This is a genomic window from Aeromonas veronii, assembly GCA_041319085.1.
Lineage (GTDB): Bacteria > Pseudomonadota > Gammaproteobacteria > Enterobacterales > Aeromonadaceae > Aeromonas > Aeromonas veronii_F.
Genome location: CP101033.1, coordinates 2,192,903 through 2,212,536, shown reverse-complemented (window position 1 = coordinate 2,212,536; position 19,634 = coordinate 2,192,903). Strand labels below are relative to the sequence as shown.

Sequence of the window (19,634 nt, the reverse complement as noted above, 5' to 3'; positions counted from 1 at the left end):
AAGTGAAAAAGAACACCAGCACAGAAAAAGGTGATTGGAAACCCATGGTGTTTTTAATGTGCGGTACTGAGCCAACCGACGACTGGCAAAAAGGGTTGAATAACCTGAAAAAGGTAAAATTTGGCACCGTTGTGATCTGCGCCGCCGGCATAGATATAAATATCAATGTTTTGCAGCACATCAGTGAAAACGTGGTGCAACTTGACGCCGCTAATGCTGACTCAATTAGAGCTTTCTTTAAATGGATAACGCAGACTGTCGCAGTTTCATCATTGCATGTAGACGAAAATAATGAGATAGGCGATATGGAACCGTCATTCTGAATCTGATTTTTGTATTTTAAATGGTGACATTGCTCACATGATATCGATCTAGTTGAGAAAGTTAGTGAATTTACGCACTTGTTTGCGTGATGTTGGATCCTTGTAGAACAATTCACTTTACCCTTAGCCATCCCCTCATATAAACGAGGCTTGGTGCGGCTTTCAGTATATGAGCGTCGGTATTGACCCAGGGCGGGTGCACACCATGTTAAATTTATTAACAAGCGCGCAAATCCAGCAGATATCGACCACTCCTGATTCTCTGTTGTATTAACGGCATCAACACGTCGGCTAATATCTGAGCATCGAAGTTATCTGAGTTGTTCAATTTTTATGCTTTCGACATTTTTCACAGAGTGTGCTCCCGCCGTGCCCGTCGCTCGTGATAACTGTGGTGGAGGTAGTTGTCCATCGAATATATGTTTGAATATGTGACATGTGTATTCATACAGCACTAAAATTCAAATTGATTATCTGTATAATAGTTCCATAAGGTAGCAACCTGTTAATTTATAGGTTGCAGAGATACATTATTATTTTCAGGTCATGAGGAGCAAAATCACATGCGTCGTCTACCCATTTATCTTTTGTTAGACACTTCCGGATCCATGTCTGGTGAGCCTATTGAGGCTGTTAAAAATGGGGTTCAGTTGCTGGAAACGACCCTTAAACAGGATCCTTATGCGCTGGAGACGGCCTATATTTCCGTCATCACTTTCGATGCAACCGCTAAGCAAGTGACGCCTCTCACAGAGATTCTGCACTTCCAGGCTCCTGTCATCCAGGCCGGTGGCCAAACATCACTTGGCGGTGCCTTATCGCTGCTGGCAGAACGCATCGACGCAGAGGTTAAAAAAAATACCCCTACCGAAAAAGGAGACTGGAAACCCATGGTCTTCTTGATGACCGATGGCGAACCCACCGATGACTGGTATGCTGGGTTACAGCGCCTTAAGCAGGTTAAGACCGGTACGATCGTTGCCTGTGCTGCTGGTATGTACGCGAACACGGGTATTTTGCAGCAGATCACCGAGAGTGTGGTACAAATTGATGCTGCTAACGCAGATACCATCAGAGCATTCTTCAAGTGGGTTACTCAGTCCATCGCGGTAAGCTCCCAGCATGTGGATGCCAATCATGAAGTGGGCAGCATGGGTGATCTGCCACCACCTCCTCCGGCGATCAACGTCATCAGCTAAGCGATGAGCTGGGCCGTGTCTGTACAGACATGGCCTTCAATTTGACTATACCGATGCCCATTCGAAGCAGGTTGAGTCAGTGATGTGTTAAAAAATACGGGACTGGTATGAGCCAAGATGATATCGATAAGTTGAGAATAAAAGCGAGACAAGGAGATGCGGAGGCTCAATATAATCTCGGTCGTAAGTACTATGATGCAGGCGAGTCCGAGAAAGCAGAGAAGTGGTTCCTTAAGGCAGAGAAACAAAATCATCCCAATGCTTCGTTTTCATTGGCTCAATTGTACGAAAATGGCTGGGGAGTAGAGCACGAACGCAATGCAATTGAGCGCTATCGTCGGCTGGAATCGAAACACCCTCAAGCCCAATACAGATTGGGATTGATGTACGAGGAAGGACGGGGGGTTGAACAAAACTACTGTGAGGCGGTTAGTCGCTATCGTCAAATTGAATCGAAACACTCTGAAGCCCAATACAGATTGGGGTTGATGTACGAGGAAGGACGGGGGCTAGAGCAGAACAAGGCTGAAGCGCTGGAGATGTATAGTAAGGCAAGCTCAAAGGTACCAGACGCTGAAGAGGCACTGAAAAGACTATCTTCTTCGCCAATTGAGAGCCAACCCACCGCGGTTGCTGTCGAGCCTGTAAATCCAACTGTGACCGCTGCTCCCGTGATCTCGGAATCTGAACTCCCAACGAGCGGGCATATACAATCCCAACCCTTACAACAATCTGATGCCAACACGACAGCACAAGCGCTGCCGCTGCCACCCAAGCCTGAATCACGGCAGACTCTAAGTGACCAAAAGCCTGCCCACGATGCTGTTGTGTGTCACGATCAGGAAACGACATCGCCCCTTGAGAACCCAGGTGATAGCAATCCATTACCACAGGAGCCAAACCTGGATACGTCGTTGCCTGACACTTCGGCCATCAATGTGGACAGGGAAGAGCCGGTCAAGACGCCTGAAGAGCCTGTTTTGAGCTCTCAATGGGCATACCGCGAACCACCAGAGGGCGCTAAGTGGCCCAAAGAACACCAGGACCACAAGGCGGACCGAGACGCAGGCCTTTATCTTACCCGCCGCAGAGGGCGCTCTCATGAGCATGATGCCAAATTCTGTGACGATGATGGTGATTTTTGGCGCCACGATTCCGGCTGGACGGTACTAGCCGTGGCAGATGGTGCCGGTAGCGCGGAATATTCCAGAGAAGGCTCCCGCATCGCAGTTACAACTGTGCTGGAAGAGTTCGAACGCTGGTTTACAGAAGAGCAAGTGGCTGAATGTGACGCCTGTCTCAACGACTGGGAAATAAGTCATGGCGCCTTTCATCAACTCTTTTATCGCCAGTTCTTCGAGATCTGCAAAAAAGCTATCGCCAAGATCAAGATATTGGCCGAGCAGAACAATCTCAAGGAACGCCAATTTGCTACCACTTTGCTGGTGAGCGTCAGCAAATCGGTTGCGGGAAAAACTTACTTGGCCAGTCTCTGGATTGGCGATGGCGCCATGGTTGCATACCGCCGAGGGGCATCTCGCCTGTTGGGTTCTGCGGACTCTGGCGCTTTTGTCGGTCAGACTCGTTTTCTGGATGCCAGCTACCTGCAACAACACTATCCGTCCAGTGTATCCATCGCGGCCATCGAGCAGGCGGAGGCCCTGATACTCATGACCGACGGAGTGAGCGATCCCAAGTTTAAATCTGACGCTGATTTGGGCAATCCAAGCTGCTGGGATCAGCTGTGGCAGGAGCTTGAGCCTGAATTGGCGAAAGATAATCCTGAGCAAGCCCTGCTGGAATGGTTGCATTTCTTTGAGCGTGGCTATCACGATGATCGCACGCTTTTGATATCGCTGGTGCAGGCAGATAAGGAACAAAAGTAAAAATGAATATCGTAAAGTGTCAAACACTGGATGGGCAACCTGTCGAGTTCGTGCATACGAACGATCCGCTTTCTGGTCTTATGAAGGAAGTTTATTTTTCCCCGGATCGCAGCTATGTGGTGGCCTTTTACAAGAAAGAACTCGATGCCATTGGTATGATGCGCTTGACGAAACTGGTGGGGGAATATCGTGACCGACTTTATAATTCATCCAGCGGTCACTATTGGCAAAACCTGTTTTGTTGGCCCGATGCAATCGTTCAGCACGAGGGGCGCACCGGCATTAGGATGCCGGTCTACCCAGATCATTTTTTCTTCAAACATGGTTCATTCGACCAAGACAGGCTGAAGTTGCAGGGTAAGGATAAAGAGGGCAAGTGGTTTGCCGCCAACAAACCACGCAAGATGTTGGATTCCCGGGAACTGGGGGATTGGCTGAGTTATTTAAGGATCTGTCTCAAGCTGGCAAGGGCCATCCGACGTCTGCACTTAACAGGGTTGGCACACTCAGATCTTTCCTATAAAAATGTACTCATCGATCCTGTTGGCACCAATGTGTGCGTCATAGATATTGACGGACTCGTTGTACCTAATCTGTTCCCACCAGATGTCGTCGGTACTCCCGATTTTATTGCCCCAGAGGTGATTGCCACAAATCATCTTGCCAAATCAGATCCTGATCGTGTGCTGCCGAGTCGTCTGACAGATCTCTATGCGCTCTCTGTGCTTATTTACATGTATCTATTACATCGCCATCCACTAAAAGATGGAAAAAAGATTTTCGATATGGATGATGATAAGAAGGATGATGATCTGCGCATGGGGCAATCTGCATTGTTTATCGAGCATCCCACCGATCACAGTAACAGCATTGATTGTCATAAATTAGAACCAGGTCGATTACCGTGGCACAATACTCAAAAACGGCCATATCGTTTGACAGGCCCCTATTTATCAAAATTATTTGACCGTGCATTTATCGATTCTTTACATAAACCGAATCAGAGACCAGCAGCGACAGACTGGGAACATGCTCTGGTGGAAACGATGAACCTGCTGCTACCATGTTCAAATAGCCAATGTGAAGAAAAATGGTTTGTTTTTGATTCTACTCAAGCTAATCATGCTGTCTGTCCATTTTGTGAAACTTGCTATGATAATGAGATCCCGCTATTTGGTGATTTGATGTTTTGGCGTGGCGGGCAATACCACAGAGAACAAAAAGAGATTGTTGGTTGGGATGGCTTATCTCTCTATCGCTGGCATATCAATGGTCTTTTCGGTTACGACGAAAATACATCTGAGGAGGACTCTAAACGTGTAGCATACATCCAGTACTACAATCACAAGTGGCTATTGGTCAATGAAGCTATTGCTGATCTTACTGACGTGAGTAATGAGAAGAACCCGGTCCCTATAGGAATTGGTAGCTATATCACGCTTAGAAATAATCTTGTGCTGAGTTTTGGCAAAGAACATGGTGCACGCAAGGCCAGAGTCTCATTAATAAGTAGAAGATGATGTTTATTGAGATGAATACAGTAAATGTTCAATCAAAAGTTAGGTAAATGAAAAAGCAAAAAATTTACATACTTTTCGATGATACCATGGACGGTGAATCACTCCAGTCAGCTAATGCGGCACTTAATCTGCTGCTTAATGCTTGGAGTAACGACCCCTATTGGAAGGAAAATCTAGAAGCGGAGGTGTGGCTGGTCAGTGGTCAAAAGCACCTTCATTACCTGGATTTGCAACAAGATTTCTTCGAAAACGCAATTCCACATAACCGCGACCAACCAAGGCATCAGCTAGGGGACATTCTTTGTCATTTGCTTAAAACTAAACCACTCAATGGTGCTCATTTTTATCGTCCTCAACTGATGATTTTGAGTGATGTTTTCATTGTCGATGAAGTTTCATTAGTGAAAGCGTATGAAAATTCAGTGATAACTGATTGTTTATTTATTGATGCAGATTATCAGAATACAAAGAATCTCCCAGTCGCTATTCAGCTATTGAATGGTGATGAATTGAATACGCATATAGCATGGGGTTGCATTAAGCAAGAACCTGTTATTATTCGAGTAGAAAAAAGTCATTTGATGTTCAAACGAATGCTATCTGCTGCAGAGCAAGGTGATGTGAATGCGCAGGTGCAATTAGCAGCAATGTATCGGGCAGGGCTAGGCGTTAGTCGAAATATAAGTGCGGCAATTGAATGGTATCAGTCTGCGGCTCAGCAGAATCATGTAGATGCGCAGTATCAGTTAGGTGAATTTTATTTAATGGGATTGACAGGTAAACTGGATAAAAGGGAAGCTGAAAAATGGTATTTCCTTGCAGCTGAAGCCGGTCATGCAGATGCTCAGTATCGTCTTGGAACCTTGTATAAATATGTAAAAAATTTGCCAACCAATAATAACGAAGTTCTAAAATGGTGGAAGCTTGCCGCCGATCAAGGTCATACCAATGCTCAAATCGAACTTGGAAAAATGTATCAACTTGGTCGTTGTGTCGAGCGAGATCTCCATAAGGCAGAAGGTTATTTTCAACAGGCTGCAAAAGACGGCAATCAAGTGGCGCAGCTTCATTTTAATCAGCTTGGTAATCAGTCCGTCAATTCAAAATGTGACTGACATGTTGATAATTAAAATAAAAATACAAGGTCGATTAGTAACACGATATAGGATATGTTAACTATGTTTTACGATTTATTTGAAAATACAACGACTATCGTATTTTCGGTATTAATCACATTGATTTTAATGGTTTCACTATTTCTGGATAAAGATGGGAAACGTAAACGTTTTATTGAGTATGCGCCGACCTTGATGACCTCTTTGGGTATACTCGGTACATTCTGGGGGGTGGTACTTGGTTTGTTAGATTTCGATACTATAAATATCGATAGTAGTATACCGAATTTACTTAGTGGGCTTAAGACTGCGTTTGTAAGTAGTATTATCGGTATGTTAGCAGCCATTATATTTAATACCATAGACGCATGGCGTTTTGCGGACATGCGCGACGAGGCAGATGCGTTTCAAAGAAGTATAGATGCTTCAATTCTAAAACAAACTGATATTTTGTTAGATATTCAGCAGGGGCTTTGTGGGACAGAGCAATCTTCATTGAATAGTCAACTTAAAGAATTGCGGCTATATATATCAAAGCATAATGAAGAATTTGATGAAGCTTTATCAAGTAAATTCGATACATTTTCAAATAACGTTGCAACCGTGTCATCTGAGTTGATTGGTGAGTCACTTAGAGGTATCGTAAATGATTTCAATAATGCTCTTTTTGGACAATTCGGTGATAATTTTAAAGCTCTTGATTCTTCAGTCATTAAATTGTTAGAGTGGCAGGACTCCTATAAAGAAAATTTAAGTCTGATGCAGGAACAATTCAATATAAATACAGAGTCAATGTCTCGCATTGCTAAAGATATGACTGATGTGGCAGTGACGATTACTGCTATAGAGAGTAGTTGCAAAAATATCCCTGAAACTATGGATGAGCTTAAATCCATTATTATAACTACACAAAATCAACTCGGTGATCTTGTATTCAATCTTGAGTCATTTGTTTTGATTCGTGACCAAGCCATGGCCGCAGCTCCGCAGATACATGAACATATTGCAGCAATGGGAAGCATGTTTACTACTTCTGCAGACAAATTACAGGAGATTCTTGAGGAATCAGATCATCGCCTTATTAATAATGCTGAACGCGTAAATAAGATTATGGATGATGGCATTAATCAGTTTGGGACTGAAATTCATAAAGGCATGGATGCATTGCGTCAAATTGGTAAAGACCTCGTTAAAGGTAATGGTGAGATATGCGAGGTGCTAGAGAAAGGAGCTCAAGATATTGGTACTGAGTTGATTTCGGCTAATAATAAGATGCGTGATGCTTTAGCACAAGGTGCAGAATGTATTAATCAAGAACTGATATTAAGCAATGATAAGTTCCGTAATTCCTTGGAGAATGGATATCAAGAATTTCAACGTACGGCCCACGATTCTGTTAATGTTTTTAATGAAGCCATTAACAAACAATTCAATAACTTTGAACAAGGTGCTGAACGCGAAATCAACAGGGAATTGGAACAGTTAGGTGCGGCATTAATTCAGATTAGTCAGGGTTTTGTAAGTAATTATGAAAAGTTAGTTTCGAGTTATGAAACCGCTATGGCTCGTCAACAAAAAATACTTGATCTCATGGAGAAGCAGTCGTGAGTCGTGTTACTACAGCACACCAAAATGCACGTCGCCAAAGTAGTGAGCACTGGGTGTCTATGTCCGATCTAATGGCCGGTTTAATGATGGTTTTTTTGTTCATTTCAATTGCATTTATGCATTATGTTCGCATTGAACGAGATAAAATAAAGCAAGTAGCAGTTGCATATCAAACCGCTCAGGTAGCGTTATACCAGGCCCTGCATGATGAATTTTCTGTTGATCTAGCTAAATGGGATGCAGAGATTGATCGGCAAACTCTTGAGTTTCGATTCAAGTCACCGGATGTACTATTTGGACTCGGCAGTGACGGTCTAAAACCTCAATTTAGAGCTATTTTGAATGATTTTTTTCCGCGTTATCTAACTGTTTTGGATAAATTCAAAGAGCAAATATCAGATATTCGCATTGAAGGTCATACGAGTAGTGATTGGAGTGGTGCAATATCTGATGATGATGCCTATTTTAAAAATATGGTATTATCCCAAGGAAGAACCAGATCTGTTTTGCAGTATATATATGAAATGCCTAGTGCAGCTACACATCGCTCTTGGATAAAAAAGGTATTCTCTGCAGTGGGATTCTCCTCTGCACATCCTGTATATAATCAGCATGGTGTTGAAGTGCCTGAAAGATCACGTAGGGTTACATTTAAAGTGATCACTAATGCTGAGTCACAGATTCGCAAAATCATTCAGGAATAAGAAATCATGAAACTGCATCTTGACTTCAGCAGTTTGATCGAATTAGCAGATCGCATTATGCTAATTCGGGTCGATTTTTCACTTACTCCGTATTCACGACGTCTATGGTTGAGAGAGATAGAGTCTGGTATTGTTAATGATGATCTTCTTGATGAATTAAGAAATAACGATGAGCATACCACCCTTATTGGAAAGCATCTATCAGATCTGGCGCGAATAGGTTTTATGCTGACAATGGAAGACCGTAAGATTCTTGGAAAGTATGGTGCATGGATGGAAGCACTTATTTATGGTCATATATCGCCTTGCACCCTGGGACAAAAACGTTTTATTCTGACAGCAGAGAAGATATTAGAGCCAAAAAATGAAATCGAACGTTTATGGCAGAGTGTAATGAATGTTCGGCGTGATCTCAGTGTAGGCAAGGCAACGTGATAACGTTCATGCAATTAAATCAGTTTTTTGTGTCACATAAGTGATGTCAATATCTGATATTAATGAGTGCTTCATTGTAGTGAGCATTTTTACCCATAAAATGACGTAAAATAATATGATATTTTGTACCGTAAAAGTCAGAATGAAGTTATATTTTGTAATCTGTAACATGTCAGGAGAGCATCGTGGGATTTAGATTTCGTAAGTCGATCAAGATTTTACCGGGTGTTCGTCTTAACTTGAGTAACGGGTCACCGAGTCTGAGTGTCGGGCGAAGGGGGGCGTCGATCACATTTGGTTCTCGTGGAACATATGCAAATTTAGGATTACCAGGAACAGGTCTGAGTTATCGTACTCGGTTGGATCGACCGCCACATTCTGGTTATGGTAATCGAACTGCAAAAGAACATCTACTTAAAGACGAATTAGAACAGACGGCCTCAGATTACATGTCTGTTGTCGCTGCTATTTGTAATATTCATGAATTCACACCAGATCCAAAAGTCGGAATGACTTGGGCAATTCTTGAATCGACTTATTTTAAAAGTAGGTTGGCACCATTTTCAATCCCAGCACCTCAGTGTCCAGATAAACCTGAGTACCTTTCATATTCGGAACAACCAGGTGAAAATGATGGTATAAGCTTTTTAGGAAGGTGGTTTGAGTCAGATTTTAATAGAGCTAAGCGTCAGGCTGAAAACATAAAGAATTGGCAACTCCAAGTAATTGATATAGAACAAAAAAACAACGATATCTATCGTCTGTATCAACATCAAAAGACCGTATGGAATGAGCAATACACTAACTGGAAACGTGATGCAAAAGAGTATGAAGTTAGGCTTACTTCGACCTCGTCAGATATCCGTCGGCAGTTTCTCAGTGATGCTGCATTTTTTGAATCACAATTGGCCAGCGTGTTGGCTGAAACTGAGTGGCCCCGTGAGACTTTGGTTGCGTTTGAAGTTAATGCAGAGCAATCCACAGTTTTGGTGGATGTTGATTTGGCCGAAATAGAGGATATGCCTGATAAAATTTACACTGTTAATGCTCGTGAAACGACCCTTACAGAAAAAGTTATGACACAGACGGTCGTTAGGAAAAATTATGCACGTTACGTGCATGGAAGTTTATTTCGCTTAGCCGGCATAGTTTTTCACACCTTACCGTTTAATAATGTTATTATATCTGGGTTCACTCAAAGAATAAATAAAAAGAATGGCCATCTTGAAGATGAGTATATTGTTTCCTTCAAGTGCAGCCGGGATGAAATGACATCGATAAATTATGAACATCTTGATAAATTAGATCCTATTTTAGCATTAGGTGAATTTCCCATCATGCGAGATATGAGTGCTACACATATTTTTCAAAAAATTAAACCATTCACACTAACGTGAATACTAGGGAAGGTGCGAAGCAGTTTCTGCTATGAGATCATTATGTACATCCGGAGCGCATCCCATAGGGACATCTCGAGCAATTAACTTGTCTTCGCTGGCAGTGAATTCAGCAGTAAACGCCGTCAGACTCGTAAAGCGATTTTCTTGCACCACCCCATCAACCCGGCCAGCCAACTCCCTGCAAACGATTCCTTGCGTTATGCGACCCGCAACACGGCCCGAGCGCCATGAATTACTAATGTACGCAGATAACTGTCACCGCGCTTGCTGATCCACAGCAACGTTTGTTTGCCACCGTTGAGATGCTGCCAAGGGACTAGCCCCAACCATCTTCCAAATATCCCACAGCATCGCCAGTGAGCGACTGACAGCCACTCCTCAATAGGTGATCAGCCAATCATAATCTTGGTTCACATTTGACAGGGTAGGGGTCATAGGTGGGCTCCCGGGCACGGAGAGTGCGCATTAGTTTCGGGCACAAAAAAGTGCTGTTTAGGCACGGAAGAAAAAATGAGACTCAATGTTGACCGTTTCTGGCTTAAATAAAACTAATGAAACTGAAACATCAGAAAGCAAAAAGCCTGCATAAAAATGCAGGCTTTTTATAATTTGGTGCGTCCTAGTGGATTCGAACCACCGACCCCCACCATGTCAAGGTGATGCTCTAACCAGCTGAGCTAAGGACGCAGGGTGCGCAAGGCGACTTTGTGTGACTGCAGGGGAGTGGTGGGTTTAATTGGATTCGAACCAACGACCCCTACCATGTCAAGGTAGTGCTCTAACCAACTGAGCTATAAACCCACATCAGTGTTCAACTGGATTCGAACCAACGACACCGCATATGCCATGTCAAAGTAATGATCTGACCAATTGAGCAATAAATCCACATCTGCAATTTATTCAAACTGTTATGGTGCGTCCTAGTGGATTCGAACCACCGACCCCCACCATGTCAAGGTGATGCTCTAACCAGCTGAGCTAAGGACGCATAACAGGTTTCCATGATGGTGCGTCCTAGTGGATTCGAACCACCGACCCCCACCATGTCAAGGTGGTGCTCTAACCAGCTGAGCTAAGGACGCATCACGGAAAAGTGGTGGGTTTAATTGGATTCGAACCAACGACCCCTACCATGTCAAGGTAGTGCTCTAACCAACTGAGCTATAAACCCACTTTGTAAACCGAGTCAGAAACCCGTTTCACCACACCAGCGCGGCTGGTGTGGTCGGCATACTACCCATGCCCCCCAAGGCTGTCAACAGGCCGCACACACAAAGCAGACTGTTTGCCCAGTTCTTGCGCAGCCTGTTGATTTTGCAGGCGAGTTTACCCTATTGCACCTTGGAGAGGGCACTGCAGGCCTCCGGGCTGGCAAAACGGCCGTAGATGTAGCGCAATCTCGCCCCCAGCATCAGGGCTGCACTGGTGAGGCCGACGATAAAGCCGATCCAGAAGCCCTGCGGCCCCATCCGTGGCACCAGCCAGTCAGTGAGACCCAGGATCATGCCGGTGGGCAGTCCCAGTCCCCAGTAGGCGATGATGGTGACGTAGAAGATTGCCTGGGTATCCTTATAACCACGCAGCGCGGCGGCCGCGACCACCTGTACCGAGTCGGAGATCTGATAAATGGCGGCGAAGAACAGCAAAATGGCCGCCAGTACGATCACCTGCTGATCATCGGTATAGATGGAGGCGATCTGCTCGCGCAGCAGCACGGTAAGGGCGGCGGTAGCGGCGGCCACCGCCATGCCTAGCATCAGACCGGTGCGGGCGGCCACCCGGGCTTGATGGGGCTGGCCTTCACCGATGCTGTGGCCCACCCGGATGGTGACACCCACCCCGATGGAGAGCGGCAGCATAAAGACCAGACTGGAGAAGTTGAGCGCAATCTGGTGGCTCGCCACCGTTTCGGCGCCGAAGGGTGCCAGCATCAGGGCTACCACGGCAAACAGGGTTACCTCGCAGAAGATCGCCATGGCGATGGGGAACCCCAAGCGAAACAGTCGCCAGATCTGGCTGCCGTTGGGGCGTGCCAGTAGGGAGAAGAGACGGATCTCGGTGAAGTGACGGGAGATCTTCACATAGAGGATCATCGCCAGCAGCATGGCCCACAGCACGATGGCGGTGGCCACACCACAGCCTACCCCGCCCAGTTTCGGCATGCCGAAGTGGCCGTGAATGAAGATGTAGTTGGCGGGAATATTGACCGCCAGCCCGACAAAGCCGATCACCATGGTGGGCATGGTGTGGGAGAGCCCTTCGCTGAAGTTGCGCAGCACCTGGAACATCGCAAAGGCGGGCAGGCCCCACAGAATGGCATGCAGATAGCCGCTGGTCTTGGCGGCCATCACCGGCTCCACATCCATGAACTGCAAGGCCAGCGGGCTGTAATAGAGCGCGACCATCGCCAGCGGGGTGACGATCAGCGCCAGCCAGAAGCCCTGATGAACGGCCGGGCGTACCTCTTCCCGTTTGCGAGCACCGTTGAGCTGGGAGACGATGGGGGTCAGCGCCATGATGATCCCCTGCACCAGCAGGATCACCGGTAGCCAGAAGCTGGACGCCACCGACACGGCCGCCAGATCGACCGCGCTCACCTGTCCCGCCATCACGGTATCGACGAAGTTCATGGCGACCTGGGCCACCTGGGCGACCAGAATGGGGCTGGCTAAACGAACGAGCTGCCTCGCCTCGGACCAATAACGTTGCACTGACACCTCCGAGTGGATCAGATAAGAGTAAAAAAATAGCGGAAATCGGGAAGAGCCTTTGCACTTACGGACGAAAGTGCAAAGGGTGGGGGAGGCATTCTAGCCTGAAATTCAGCCAGGATGAAATCGCTGTCATCCCGGGGCGGGGCTGGATCAGGCGTCTTCGTGATCGCTGATCAGCAGGTTGGCGGCGGCATAGGCAGCCTGTTCGCGCAGTTCGCTTGGTACCCGTTCATCCGCGGCGACGGCGTTGAGGGCGCGGATGGTAGCGGCGATGGCGTTTGGCACATAGCCCTGCTCACCGGAGCCAATCTGGTTATAGGCGATGCGGATTGCTTCACAACATTGATATACCTGCATTTCTTTTTTCCTTGTTTACCCGGATGTGAACGGCGTCACTATAGCGATCGAGCGCAAGCTTGTCAGCATGTCCCCTTGTCTCGCCCTCTGACCGAGGTTAACCTGCCATTTTTGCCGGAGCAGGAGACGAGAGATGTTCACTGGCATAGTACAGGGGACCGCCGAACTGGTGGCCATCGAGGAGCAGCCCAACTTCCGTACCCACGTGATCCGTATGCCGAGCCCGGCGTGGGGGGAAGGGCTGGCCCTCGGCGCCTCGGTGGCCCACAACGGCTGCTGCTTGACCGTGACCCGGATTGCAGGGGATCTGGTCAGCTTCGATTTGATGCAGGAGACCCTGCGCCTGACCAACCTCGGCAAGCTGCAGGTGGGGGACAAGGTCAACGTGGAGCGGGCCGCCCGCTTTGGCGACGAGATCGGCGGTCACGCCATGTCTGGCCATATCATCGGCATGGCAGAGGTCACCTCGGTGATCGACACCCCCAACAACCGTCAGGTGTGGTATCGGCTCGCCCCCGAGTTGATGAAATATGTGCTGACCAAGGGGTACATCGGCATCGACGGCATCAGTCTGACCATCGGTGATGTGCGCGGCAGCGAGTTCTGCGTCCACCTGATCCCCGAAACGCTGGCCCGCACCAATCTGGGTTGGGTCAAGGCTGGCTGGCAGACCAATATCGAGATCGATCCCCAGACCCAGGCCATCGTCGACACGGTGGAGCGGGTGCTGGCGTCCCGTCAACCGGGTTGAGGTGGCTGACTCAACGCGCGCTCGGCCATTCGCCATAAAAAGAGGGCCTGCATCATGCGGGCCCTTGCTTATTTTATGAGTGCTTACACTCGCAGTCAGAACATCTGTTCGTCGTCTGCGTCCACAAACAGTTGCAGGCAGTCGCGCTCCTCATCCCGGTGCAGTCGCAGGTGGATGGGGTTGCAGCAGGCCATGCAATCCTCGTAGAACTCCTGATCCCCCTGGCTGGCATCCAGCTCGACCCGAGTATGGTGGCCACAGTGGGGGCAGACGATGCGCTTGCTGGTGTACTCGATCATGATGACCTCCTCGGGCCCGTGGGATGCTTCTTTCCCTTGATTCTAGTTGGTTCACACAGTCATGACCGCGAGCAAGCGCACGTTTATGACCGGGATCAAGGGAGGCAGGCGGTCAGTCCGGCAGGGCCGATTTGACCCAGCTGGCCAGCAGGTCGGCATTCAGCTCGGCCAGCGAGCCGAGCTGGTAGTTGGCGATGGCCAAGCGTGGGTCACCCACTAAAGCGGGATCCGGCACGATCAGCGCAGTCATGGAGGCCGCCTTGGCCGCCAGCAGACCGGTAAAGCTGTCTTCGATGGCCAGACAATGGACGGGCTCCACCCCCAGCTTTTCGGCGGCGTGGATATAGACATCCGGGTGCGGTTTGCCGAAACGCTCGATTTCAGCGGAGTGAACCGCCATAAAGCGATCGCGAATACCGAGTTTGCCGAGCACCGCTTCTACCATCGCAAAGGGGGAGGAGGTGGCCAGACCCACTTTCAGCCCGCGGGCCTCGATAAGGTCGAGCGCCTCCAGCACGCCGGTCTTGGCCTGACCTTCGGAGAGGATCAGGGCGTTGACCCGATCCAGAATGCGCTGCACTACCTCTTCCTGAGTCGGGCCGCTCCACGGGCGCAGGCGATACCAGTGGGCAACCAGCTGATCGATGCGCACGCCGATGGTCGACTCACAATCCAGGGCGGTGTGGGGGTGGCCCAGTTCGGAGAACACGGCGATCTGGGCCCGTTGCCAAAAGGGTTCCGAGTCGATCAGAACACCATCCATATCGAAGATCACGGCAGCTAACATCTTGTACTCCTGACAAATTTGAAGAGGGGATTATAAGCCTGACGGGCAAATGCAAAAGGGGCATTGCATGCCCCTTGCGCCCGATCACACCGGCAAACGTTTGTTTTGCTGTGGCAAAAAAGCCCTTAGAACAACACTTCGACCTTGGCGGCCACGGCTTTGGCTTTTTCCACCGCATCCTGGCAATCCTCTGCGCGGGCCAGTGCTACGCCAAGACGGCGGCGACCGGCGATCTCCGGCTTGCCAAACAGCCGCAGCTGGGCGCCCGGCACCAGCGCCAATGCCTCACCAATTCCCTGATAGCGGATATCTTGGCTGTGCCCTTCGCGCAGTACCACAGCAGAGGCGCTCGGCCCGTACTGGGTGATGGTGCCAACCGGCAGCCCTAAAATGGCGCGCACGTGCAGGGCAAACTCGGAGAGATCCTGAGAAATCAGGGTCACCATGCCGGTGTCGTGGGGGCGGGGGGAGACTTCGCTGAACCACACCTCATCGCCCCTGATAAAGAGCTCGACCCCGAACAGGCCGTAGCCGCCGAGGGCCTCGACTACCTTGGCGGCGACTTCTTTGGAGCGGGCCAGCGCCAGCTCGCTCATCACCTGTGGCTGCCAGGATTCGCGGTAGTCGCCATCTTCCTGCCGGTGGCCGATAGGCTCGCAGAAGTGAATGCCATCGACGGCGCGTACCGTGAGCAGGGTGATTTCGTACTCAAAGGGAACGAAGCCCTCGACGATCACCTTGCCACGGCCGGCGCGGCCACCCTCTTGGGCGTAGGTCCAGCTCTCATCGAGCTTGGCGAGATCGCGCAGCACGCTCTGTCCCTTGCCGGACGAGCTCATCACCGGTTTCACCACGCAGGGCAGGCCGATAGCCTCGACGGCGGCGACAAACTCCTCTTTGCTTTGGGCAAAACGGTAGGGTGAGGTGGGCAGACCCAGAGTCTCGGCGGCGAGGCGGCGGATCCCTTCCCGGTTCATGGTGAGCTGGGTGGCGCGGGCGTTGGGCACTACCTTGACCCCCTCTTGCTCAAGGGCGGCCAGGGTATCGGTGGCAATCGCTTCAATCTCGGGGATGATGAGGTCGGGTTTAACCTCGGCGACCAGCTCGCGCAGGGCGTTGCCATCGAGCATATCCAGCACATGGGCTTTGTGCGCCACCTGCATGGCGGGGGCATTGGGGTAGCGGTCGGCGGCGATCACTTCGATCCCGAACCGTTGCAACTCGATGGCGACCTCCTTGCCAAGTTCGCCGGAGCCCAGCAGCAGGGCACGGGTGGCGCCGGGGCGGGTTGCGGTTCCAAACATACGATCTCTCCTGATGTCGATGGTCATTGTTGATGATCGCTATCGCACGAATAGCGGACAAAAAAAGAGGCACGCATGGCGTACCTCAGGAAACGGGTTTGTGAGCGCGCTGCTCCAGATGGGTCAGCAAGGTAATGGCGCCAATGATGATGGCGGCGCCAAGCCACAGACGGCCGGGAGGCGCCCAGCCAAATACCAGCCAGCCCGCCAGCACGTTCATCGGCAGCTTGGCAAAATCGAAAGGTTGCACGAAGGAGGCCTCCGCCACGCTGTAGGCGCGAGCGATGGACATCTGGGCCAGTGCCGTCAGCACACCGGAGGCGGCCACCAGCAGCCATTGGCTCTCGCTTGGCCACTGCCACTGTGGCAGTGCCAGCATGACGTTGAACGGGGTACTAAAAATAAGCAGATACACCACTATGGTGTGGGATGATTCGTTGGCCGCCTGATAGCGCACCATCAGGGAGTAACCGGCCCAGAACAGTGCCGCCGCCACCGGCAGCAGGGAGGCCCAATTGAACTCGTCGGTCCAGGGGGCCAGGATCAGCATGGCACCGGCAAAGCCCGCCAGGGTGGCCAGAATGCGGGCACGGCTCACCTGCTCCTTAAGCAGTAGGGCAGAGCCCAGGGTGGCAAACAGCGGTGAGGTCATCAGCAGGGCGATCCCCTGCCAGATGGGGACGGGAAAGGCAAGTGCCCAGAGCCAGAGTTGGATACCGATTACTGCCAGCAATACCCGCAACAGGTGCAACCGGAACTGATTGGTCATCAGGGATTGACGCAGGCCGTGACGAACCAGCCAGGGCAGCAGGCAGAGCAGGGCGATCAGGTATTGATGGAAGGCGACTTGGGTAGAGGCAAGGCCAAGTTTGAAGCTGACATACTGGCTCAGGCTGTTGACGGCGGCGAAACAGAGTCCTGCCACCATCATCCAGACTGCACCGGCCAAAGGAGAGTGCCTGCGCGAGGGTATCATGGGATCCGGGTCGCTGGAAAAAGTGCGGCGGATCATAACGGCAATCGTTTGTTCTGCCAAGGGTTGAAGCGCGGCCGTGGGGCTGGCTGGCGAGGAAGTGACCTTGCATCAAAAATTTTGAACAAGTTGAGCATCTATTTTCGCTATCAGCAAATAAGCACAATGTTTAGAGTGACCTCCATCGACAGCAACGCTGTTCAACCGACAACCAAATGGAGTTTCACCATGGCCAATATCCTCGTACTCAAATCCAGCATCCTGGGTCAATATTCCCAATCCAACGCCCTGATCGACGGCTTTCTTGCCCAGCATCAGAGCGATACCGTGACCGTGCGGGATCTGGCGGCCCTCAACCTGCCGGTGCTGGATGGCGAACTGGCCTCCGGCCTGCGCGGTGGAGACAACTTGAGTGAGCGTCAGCTGGCGGTGATCGCCCAGTCTGACGAGCTGATTGCCGAACTCAAAGCGAGCGATCTGGTGGTGATTGCGGCCCCCATGTACAACTTCAACATCCCGACCCAGCTGAAAAACTGGATCGATCTGGTGGCGCGCGCCGGTGTCACTTTCCGCTACACTGAGACCGGCCCGGTCGGCATGGTTGAGAATACTCGTGCGCTGGTGATCAGCCCCCGCGGCGGTATGCACGTCGGCAGCGCCACCGATCTGGTGACCCCCTACATGCGTACCGTGCTCGGTTTCATCGGTATCAAAGAGGTGGATTTCATCTACGCCGAAGGGATGGGGATGGGCCCGGATGCCCAGAGCAAGGGGATGGAAGCCGCCAAGGCGCAGCTGGAAAGCCTGGCTATCTAAGGGCTCTCTACCCAGTCAGGGGCTTTCTCTTCAAGAGGTTGCCCCGCCAGATACCACAACGCAGCCTTCAGGCTGCGTTTGTTTTTTGGCTAGATGTGATTGCGCCAGACGTTATTGCTACAGAGGGTATCGCGGCAAGCGGGCCATATAGAGGTTTTGGCGGAGTCACTACTCCATCATAAAACGGCGACAACCGCGCACCAGCAGCAGCGTCACCGCGACCAGCAGGCCAAGCAACAGGGTAGTGAGCCACTGTTCGGTACTTTGCGGCAATTGGGGCGTGAAGAGGCTGATCATTAACAGGGTGCTGAGCGTGATCAACAGGCTCTGTCGGGTCATCAATATCATGGGGTCATCCTTGGTTTGCTCACCTGAAACGATGTTAATGCCCTCTTGTGACAGGGTGATGTATCCGTGTATCACCCTGTGAGGCTCTTCAGACCATATCAGGTTTTTACCGCAGAGCCAGCGCCATCACTGGCGCTGTGATCCCGATCCCGCTACCTGTCCTTATCTGAACTGTTTCTGCGCTGGCTGGTAGTGAAAATCGCGGCTGGCGAGCCGCGCCTTCAGTGCTTCCTGATCGATCTCCTGCGCCTTGCAGAGATCATCCAGATCGTCATAGCGATCACGCAGCTGCATATTGACAACGCTCAGCAGCATGTTGACGTCCATGGTGGCGAATTTTTTCAAATCCATGATTACTTCTCCCGATCCAGCGACTGCAGCTGCTCGATGGCAGCACTGACGCTGTGCAGATGCTGGCGGATCGCCTCGCGGGATTCGCTTGGCAGATAGTCGGTCAGGGTATGTTGCCAGCTGCCAGCTTCGCTCTTGAGCTGTTGGAAGAGGGCTAGACCGGCGTTGGTGAGAGAGACCAGGCTGATGCGTTTGTCCTGCTCGCTGCTTTCGGTAAAGATGATCCCTTTTTCGACCAGACGGCGGATCTCGCGGGAGATGCGTACCTTGTCCATGCCGCTCGCCTCGACCAGTTCTTTCTGGCTGATGGGGTAGTTGGGGCCGAGCACCATCATCAGGCGCCATTGCGGCACGGTCAGCTGGTAACGCTGTTCATAAAACTGTTCGAAGGTATCCCGTAGCATCTCGGCGGCATGTACCAACTGATAAGGTGGGTAGTGAGCGAGTAACGCTATGATTTTTGACATATAACACCCTGCTGTGGCGGCTGCATCAGATGCAGTTTCTTTTGATACTTTGACATTGATGATACGAAACTCAAGCAGATTTGTCTGACCCGGTTGCGATGAAATGTGCGGTGGCGCACGCCCTCAAGGAAAATCGGGTCTGACCATCGGGCTTTTAATCCCTCACTGTTCAGCCTTTACGCATCCAGGATGGGGGCGTTCGCTGGCGGCAGCACTAGCTGGGCAGGGTAGGCTAGGTCATGTCCAGATTGCTGTGGTTTTGGATCCATAAGATGAC

Annotated in this window: 20 protein-coding genes, 5 tRNA genes and 1 pseudogene; 11 read left to right on the top strand and 15 right to left on the bottom strand. The window is 50.3% G+C overall.

Translation table 11 applies throughout. The features are described 5' to 3' along the window. Positions 1-2: 2 nt before the first annotated feature. From NMD14_10630 to NMD14_10590, 9 genes are all read left to right on the top strand, one after another. On the top strand, positions 3-323 hold the full coding sequence (locus tag NMD14_10630) for a hypothetical protein (protein XEI31268.1): 321 nt from the start codon (positions 3-5) through the stop codon (positions 321-323). A 563-nt stretch (positions 324-886) separates the two neighbouring features. After that, positions 887-1,522, top strand: coding sequence for a VWA domain-containing protein (locus NMD14_10625; GenBank protein XEI31267.1), 636 nt, complete (start codon positions 887-889; stop codon positions 1,520-1,522). A gap of 107 nt (positions 1,523-1,629) precedes the next feature. Then, positions 1,630-3,408: a protein phosphatase 2C domain-containing protein gene (locus NMD14_10620; GenBank protein XEI31266.1), complete on the top strand. Its 1,779-nt coding sequence runs from the start codon at positions 1,630-1,632 to the stop codon at positions 3,406-3,408. A gap of 2 nt (positions 3,409-3,410) precedes the next feature. Beyond that, entirely contained in the window at positions 3,411-4,928 is a 1,518-nt protein-coding gene (locus tag NMD14_10615; protein ID XEI31265.1) for a kinase, read from the top strand. A gap of 47 nt (positions 4,929-4,975) precedes the next feature. Continuing rightward, the gene (locus NMD14_10610; protein ID XEI31264.1) at positions 4,976-6,043 is read left to right on the top strand and encodes a sel1 repeat family protein; all 1,068 of its coding nucleotides are present in this window, start codon (positions 4,976-4,978) and stop codon (positions 6,041-6,043) included. A gap of 54 nt (positions 6,044-6,097) precedes the next feature. Continuing rightward, the gene (locus tag NMD14_10605) at positions 6,098-7,651 is read left to right on the top strand and encodes a MotA/TolQ/ExbB proton channel family protein (GenBank protein ID XEI31263.1); all 1,554 of its coding nucleotides are present in this window, start codon (positions 6,098-6,100) and stop codon (positions 7,649-7,651) included. Beyond that, positions 7,648-8,355 (top strand): OmpA family protein, encoded by a 708-nt coding sequence (locus NMD14_10600; protein ID XEI31262.1) that lies wholly within the window; start codon positions 7,648-7,650, stop codon positions 8,353-8,355. Before NMD14_10605 ends, NMD14_10600 begins: the two co-directional genes overlap by 4 nt. Before the next feature lie 6 nt (positions 8,356-8,361). Further along, entirely contained in the window at positions 8,362-8,790 is a 429-nt protein-coding gene (locus NMD14_10595) for a DUF413 domain-containing protein (GenBank protein XEI31261.1), read from the top strand. A gap of 185 nt (positions 8,791-8,975) precedes the next feature. Continuing rightward, entirely contained in the window at positions 8,976-10,187 is a 1,212-nt protein-coding gene (locus NMD14_10590; protein ID XEI31260.1) for a DUF4236 domain-containing protein, read from the top strand. A gap of 209 nt (positions 10,188-10,396) precedes the next feature. Here the strand turns inward: NMD14_10590 and NMD14_10585 are convergent. The 8 genes and pseudogenes from NMD14_10585 to NMD14_10550 all read right to left on the bottom strand — a co-directional run bounded on the left by NMD14_10585 (position 10,397) and on the right by NMD14_10550 (position 13,261). Next, positions 10,397-10,519, bottom strand: a pseudogene (locus NMD14_10585) (transposase). Between the two features lie 281 nt (positions 10,520-10,800). Next, positions 10,801-10,877 (bottom strand) — tRNA-Val (locus NMD14_10580). A 37-nt stretch (positions 10,878-10,914) separates the two neighbouring features. After that, positions 10,915-10,991 (bottom strand) — tRNA-Val (locus NMD14_10575). A gap of 110 nt (positions 10,992-11,101) precedes the next feature. Then, positions 11,102-11,178, bottom strand: a tRNA-Val gene (locus NMD14_10570). A gap of 17 nt (positions 11,179-11,195) precedes the next feature. Further along, positions 11,196-11,272, bottom strand: a tRNA-Val gene (locus tag NMD14_10565). 12 nt (positions 11,273-11,284) lie between these two features. After that, a tRNA-Val gene (locus NMD14_10560) sits at positions 11,285-11,361 on the bottom strand. Positions 11,362-11,521: 160 nt separating this feature from the next. Beyond that, positions 11,522-12,901, bottom strand: a complete 1,380-nt coding sequence (locus tag NMD14_10555) for an MATE family efflux transporter (protein XEI31259.1) — start codon at positions 12,899-12,901, stop codon at positions 11,522-11,524. A gap of 153 nt (positions 12,902-13,054) precedes the next feature. Next, positions 13,055-13,261, bottom strand: coding sequence for a YaeP family protein (locus NMD14_10550; protein ID XEI31258.1), 207 nt, complete (start codon positions 13,259-13,261; stop codon positions 13,055-13,057). A gap of 133 nt (positions 13,262-13,394) precedes the next feature. On the opposite strand from NMD14_10550, the gene NMD14_10545 reads away from it, so the two are divergent. Beyond that, positions 13,395-14,012: a riboflavin synthase subunit alpha gene (locus NMD14_10545; GenBank protein XEI31257.1), complete on the top strand. Its 618-nt coding sequence runs from the start codon at positions 13,395-13,397 to the stop codon at positions 14,010-14,012. 95 nt (positions 14,013-14,107) lie between these two features. On the opposite strand, the gene NMD14_10540 is transcribed toward NMD14_10545, so the two are convergent. The 4 genes from NMD14_10540 to NMD14_10525 form a co-directional block, all read right to left on the bottom strand. Next, a complete protein-coding gene (locus tag NMD14_10540; protein XEI31256.1) occupies positions 14,108-14,311 on the bottom strand; it encodes a CPXCG motif-containing cysteine-rich protein in 204 nt (67 codons plus the stop codon). A 112-nt stretch (positions 14,312-14,423) separates the two neighbouring features. Beyond that, entirely contained in the window at positions 14,424-15,098 is a 675-nt protein-coding gene (gene hxpB / locus NMD14_10535; GenBank protein ID XEI31255.1) for a hexitol phosphatase HxpB, read from the bottom strand. 125 nt (positions 15,099-15,223) lie between these two features. After that, positions 15,224-16,402, bottom strand: a complete 1,179-nt coding sequence (gene purT / locus NMD14_10530; protein ID XEI31254.1) for a formate-dependent phosphoribosylglycinamide formyltransferase — start codon at positions 16,400-16,402, stop codon at positions 15,224-15,226. 85 nt (positions 16,403-16,487) lie between these two features. Further along, positions 16,488-17,378, bottom strand: coding sequence for a DMT family transporter (locus NMD14_10525; GenBank protein XEI34747.1), 891 nt, complete (start codon positions 17,376-17,378; stop codon positions 16,488-16,490). A gap of 225 nt (positions 17,379-17,603) precedes the next feature. On the opposite strand from NMD14_10525, the gene NMD14_10520 reads away from it, so the two are divergent. Further along, a complete protein-coding gene (locus NMD14_10520) occupies positions 17,604-18,191 on the top strand; it encodes an FMN-dependent NADH-azoreductase (protein ID XEI31253.1) in 588 nt (195 codons plus the stop codon). A gap of 168 nt (positions 18,192-18,359) precedes the next feature. Here the strand turns inward: NMD14_10520 and NMD14_10515 are convergent, their stop codons facing one another. The 3 genes from NMD14_10515 to NMD14_10505 all read right to left on the bottom strand — a co-directional run bounded on the left by NMD14_10515 (position 18,360) and on the right by NMD14_10505 (position 19,357). Next, a complete protein-coding gene (locus NMD14_10515; GenBank protein XEI31252.1) occupies positions 18,360-18,539 on the bottom strand; it encodes a hypothetical protein in 180 nt (59 codons plus the stop codon). Between the two features lie 162 nt (positions 18,540-18,701). Continuing rightward, positions 18,702-18,890, bottom strand: coding sequence for a DUF4250 domain-containing protein (locus NMD14_10510; GenBank protein ID XEI31251.1), 189 nt, complete (start codon positions 18,888-18,890; stop codon positions 18,702-18,704). Positions 18,891-18,892: 2 nt separating this feature from the next. After that, entirely contained in the window at positions 18,893-19,357 is a 465-nt protein-coding gene (locus tag NMD14_10505) for a MarR family transcriptional regulator (GenBank protein ID XEI31250.1), read from the bottom strand. Positions 19,358-19,634 lie beyond the last annotated feature (277 nt).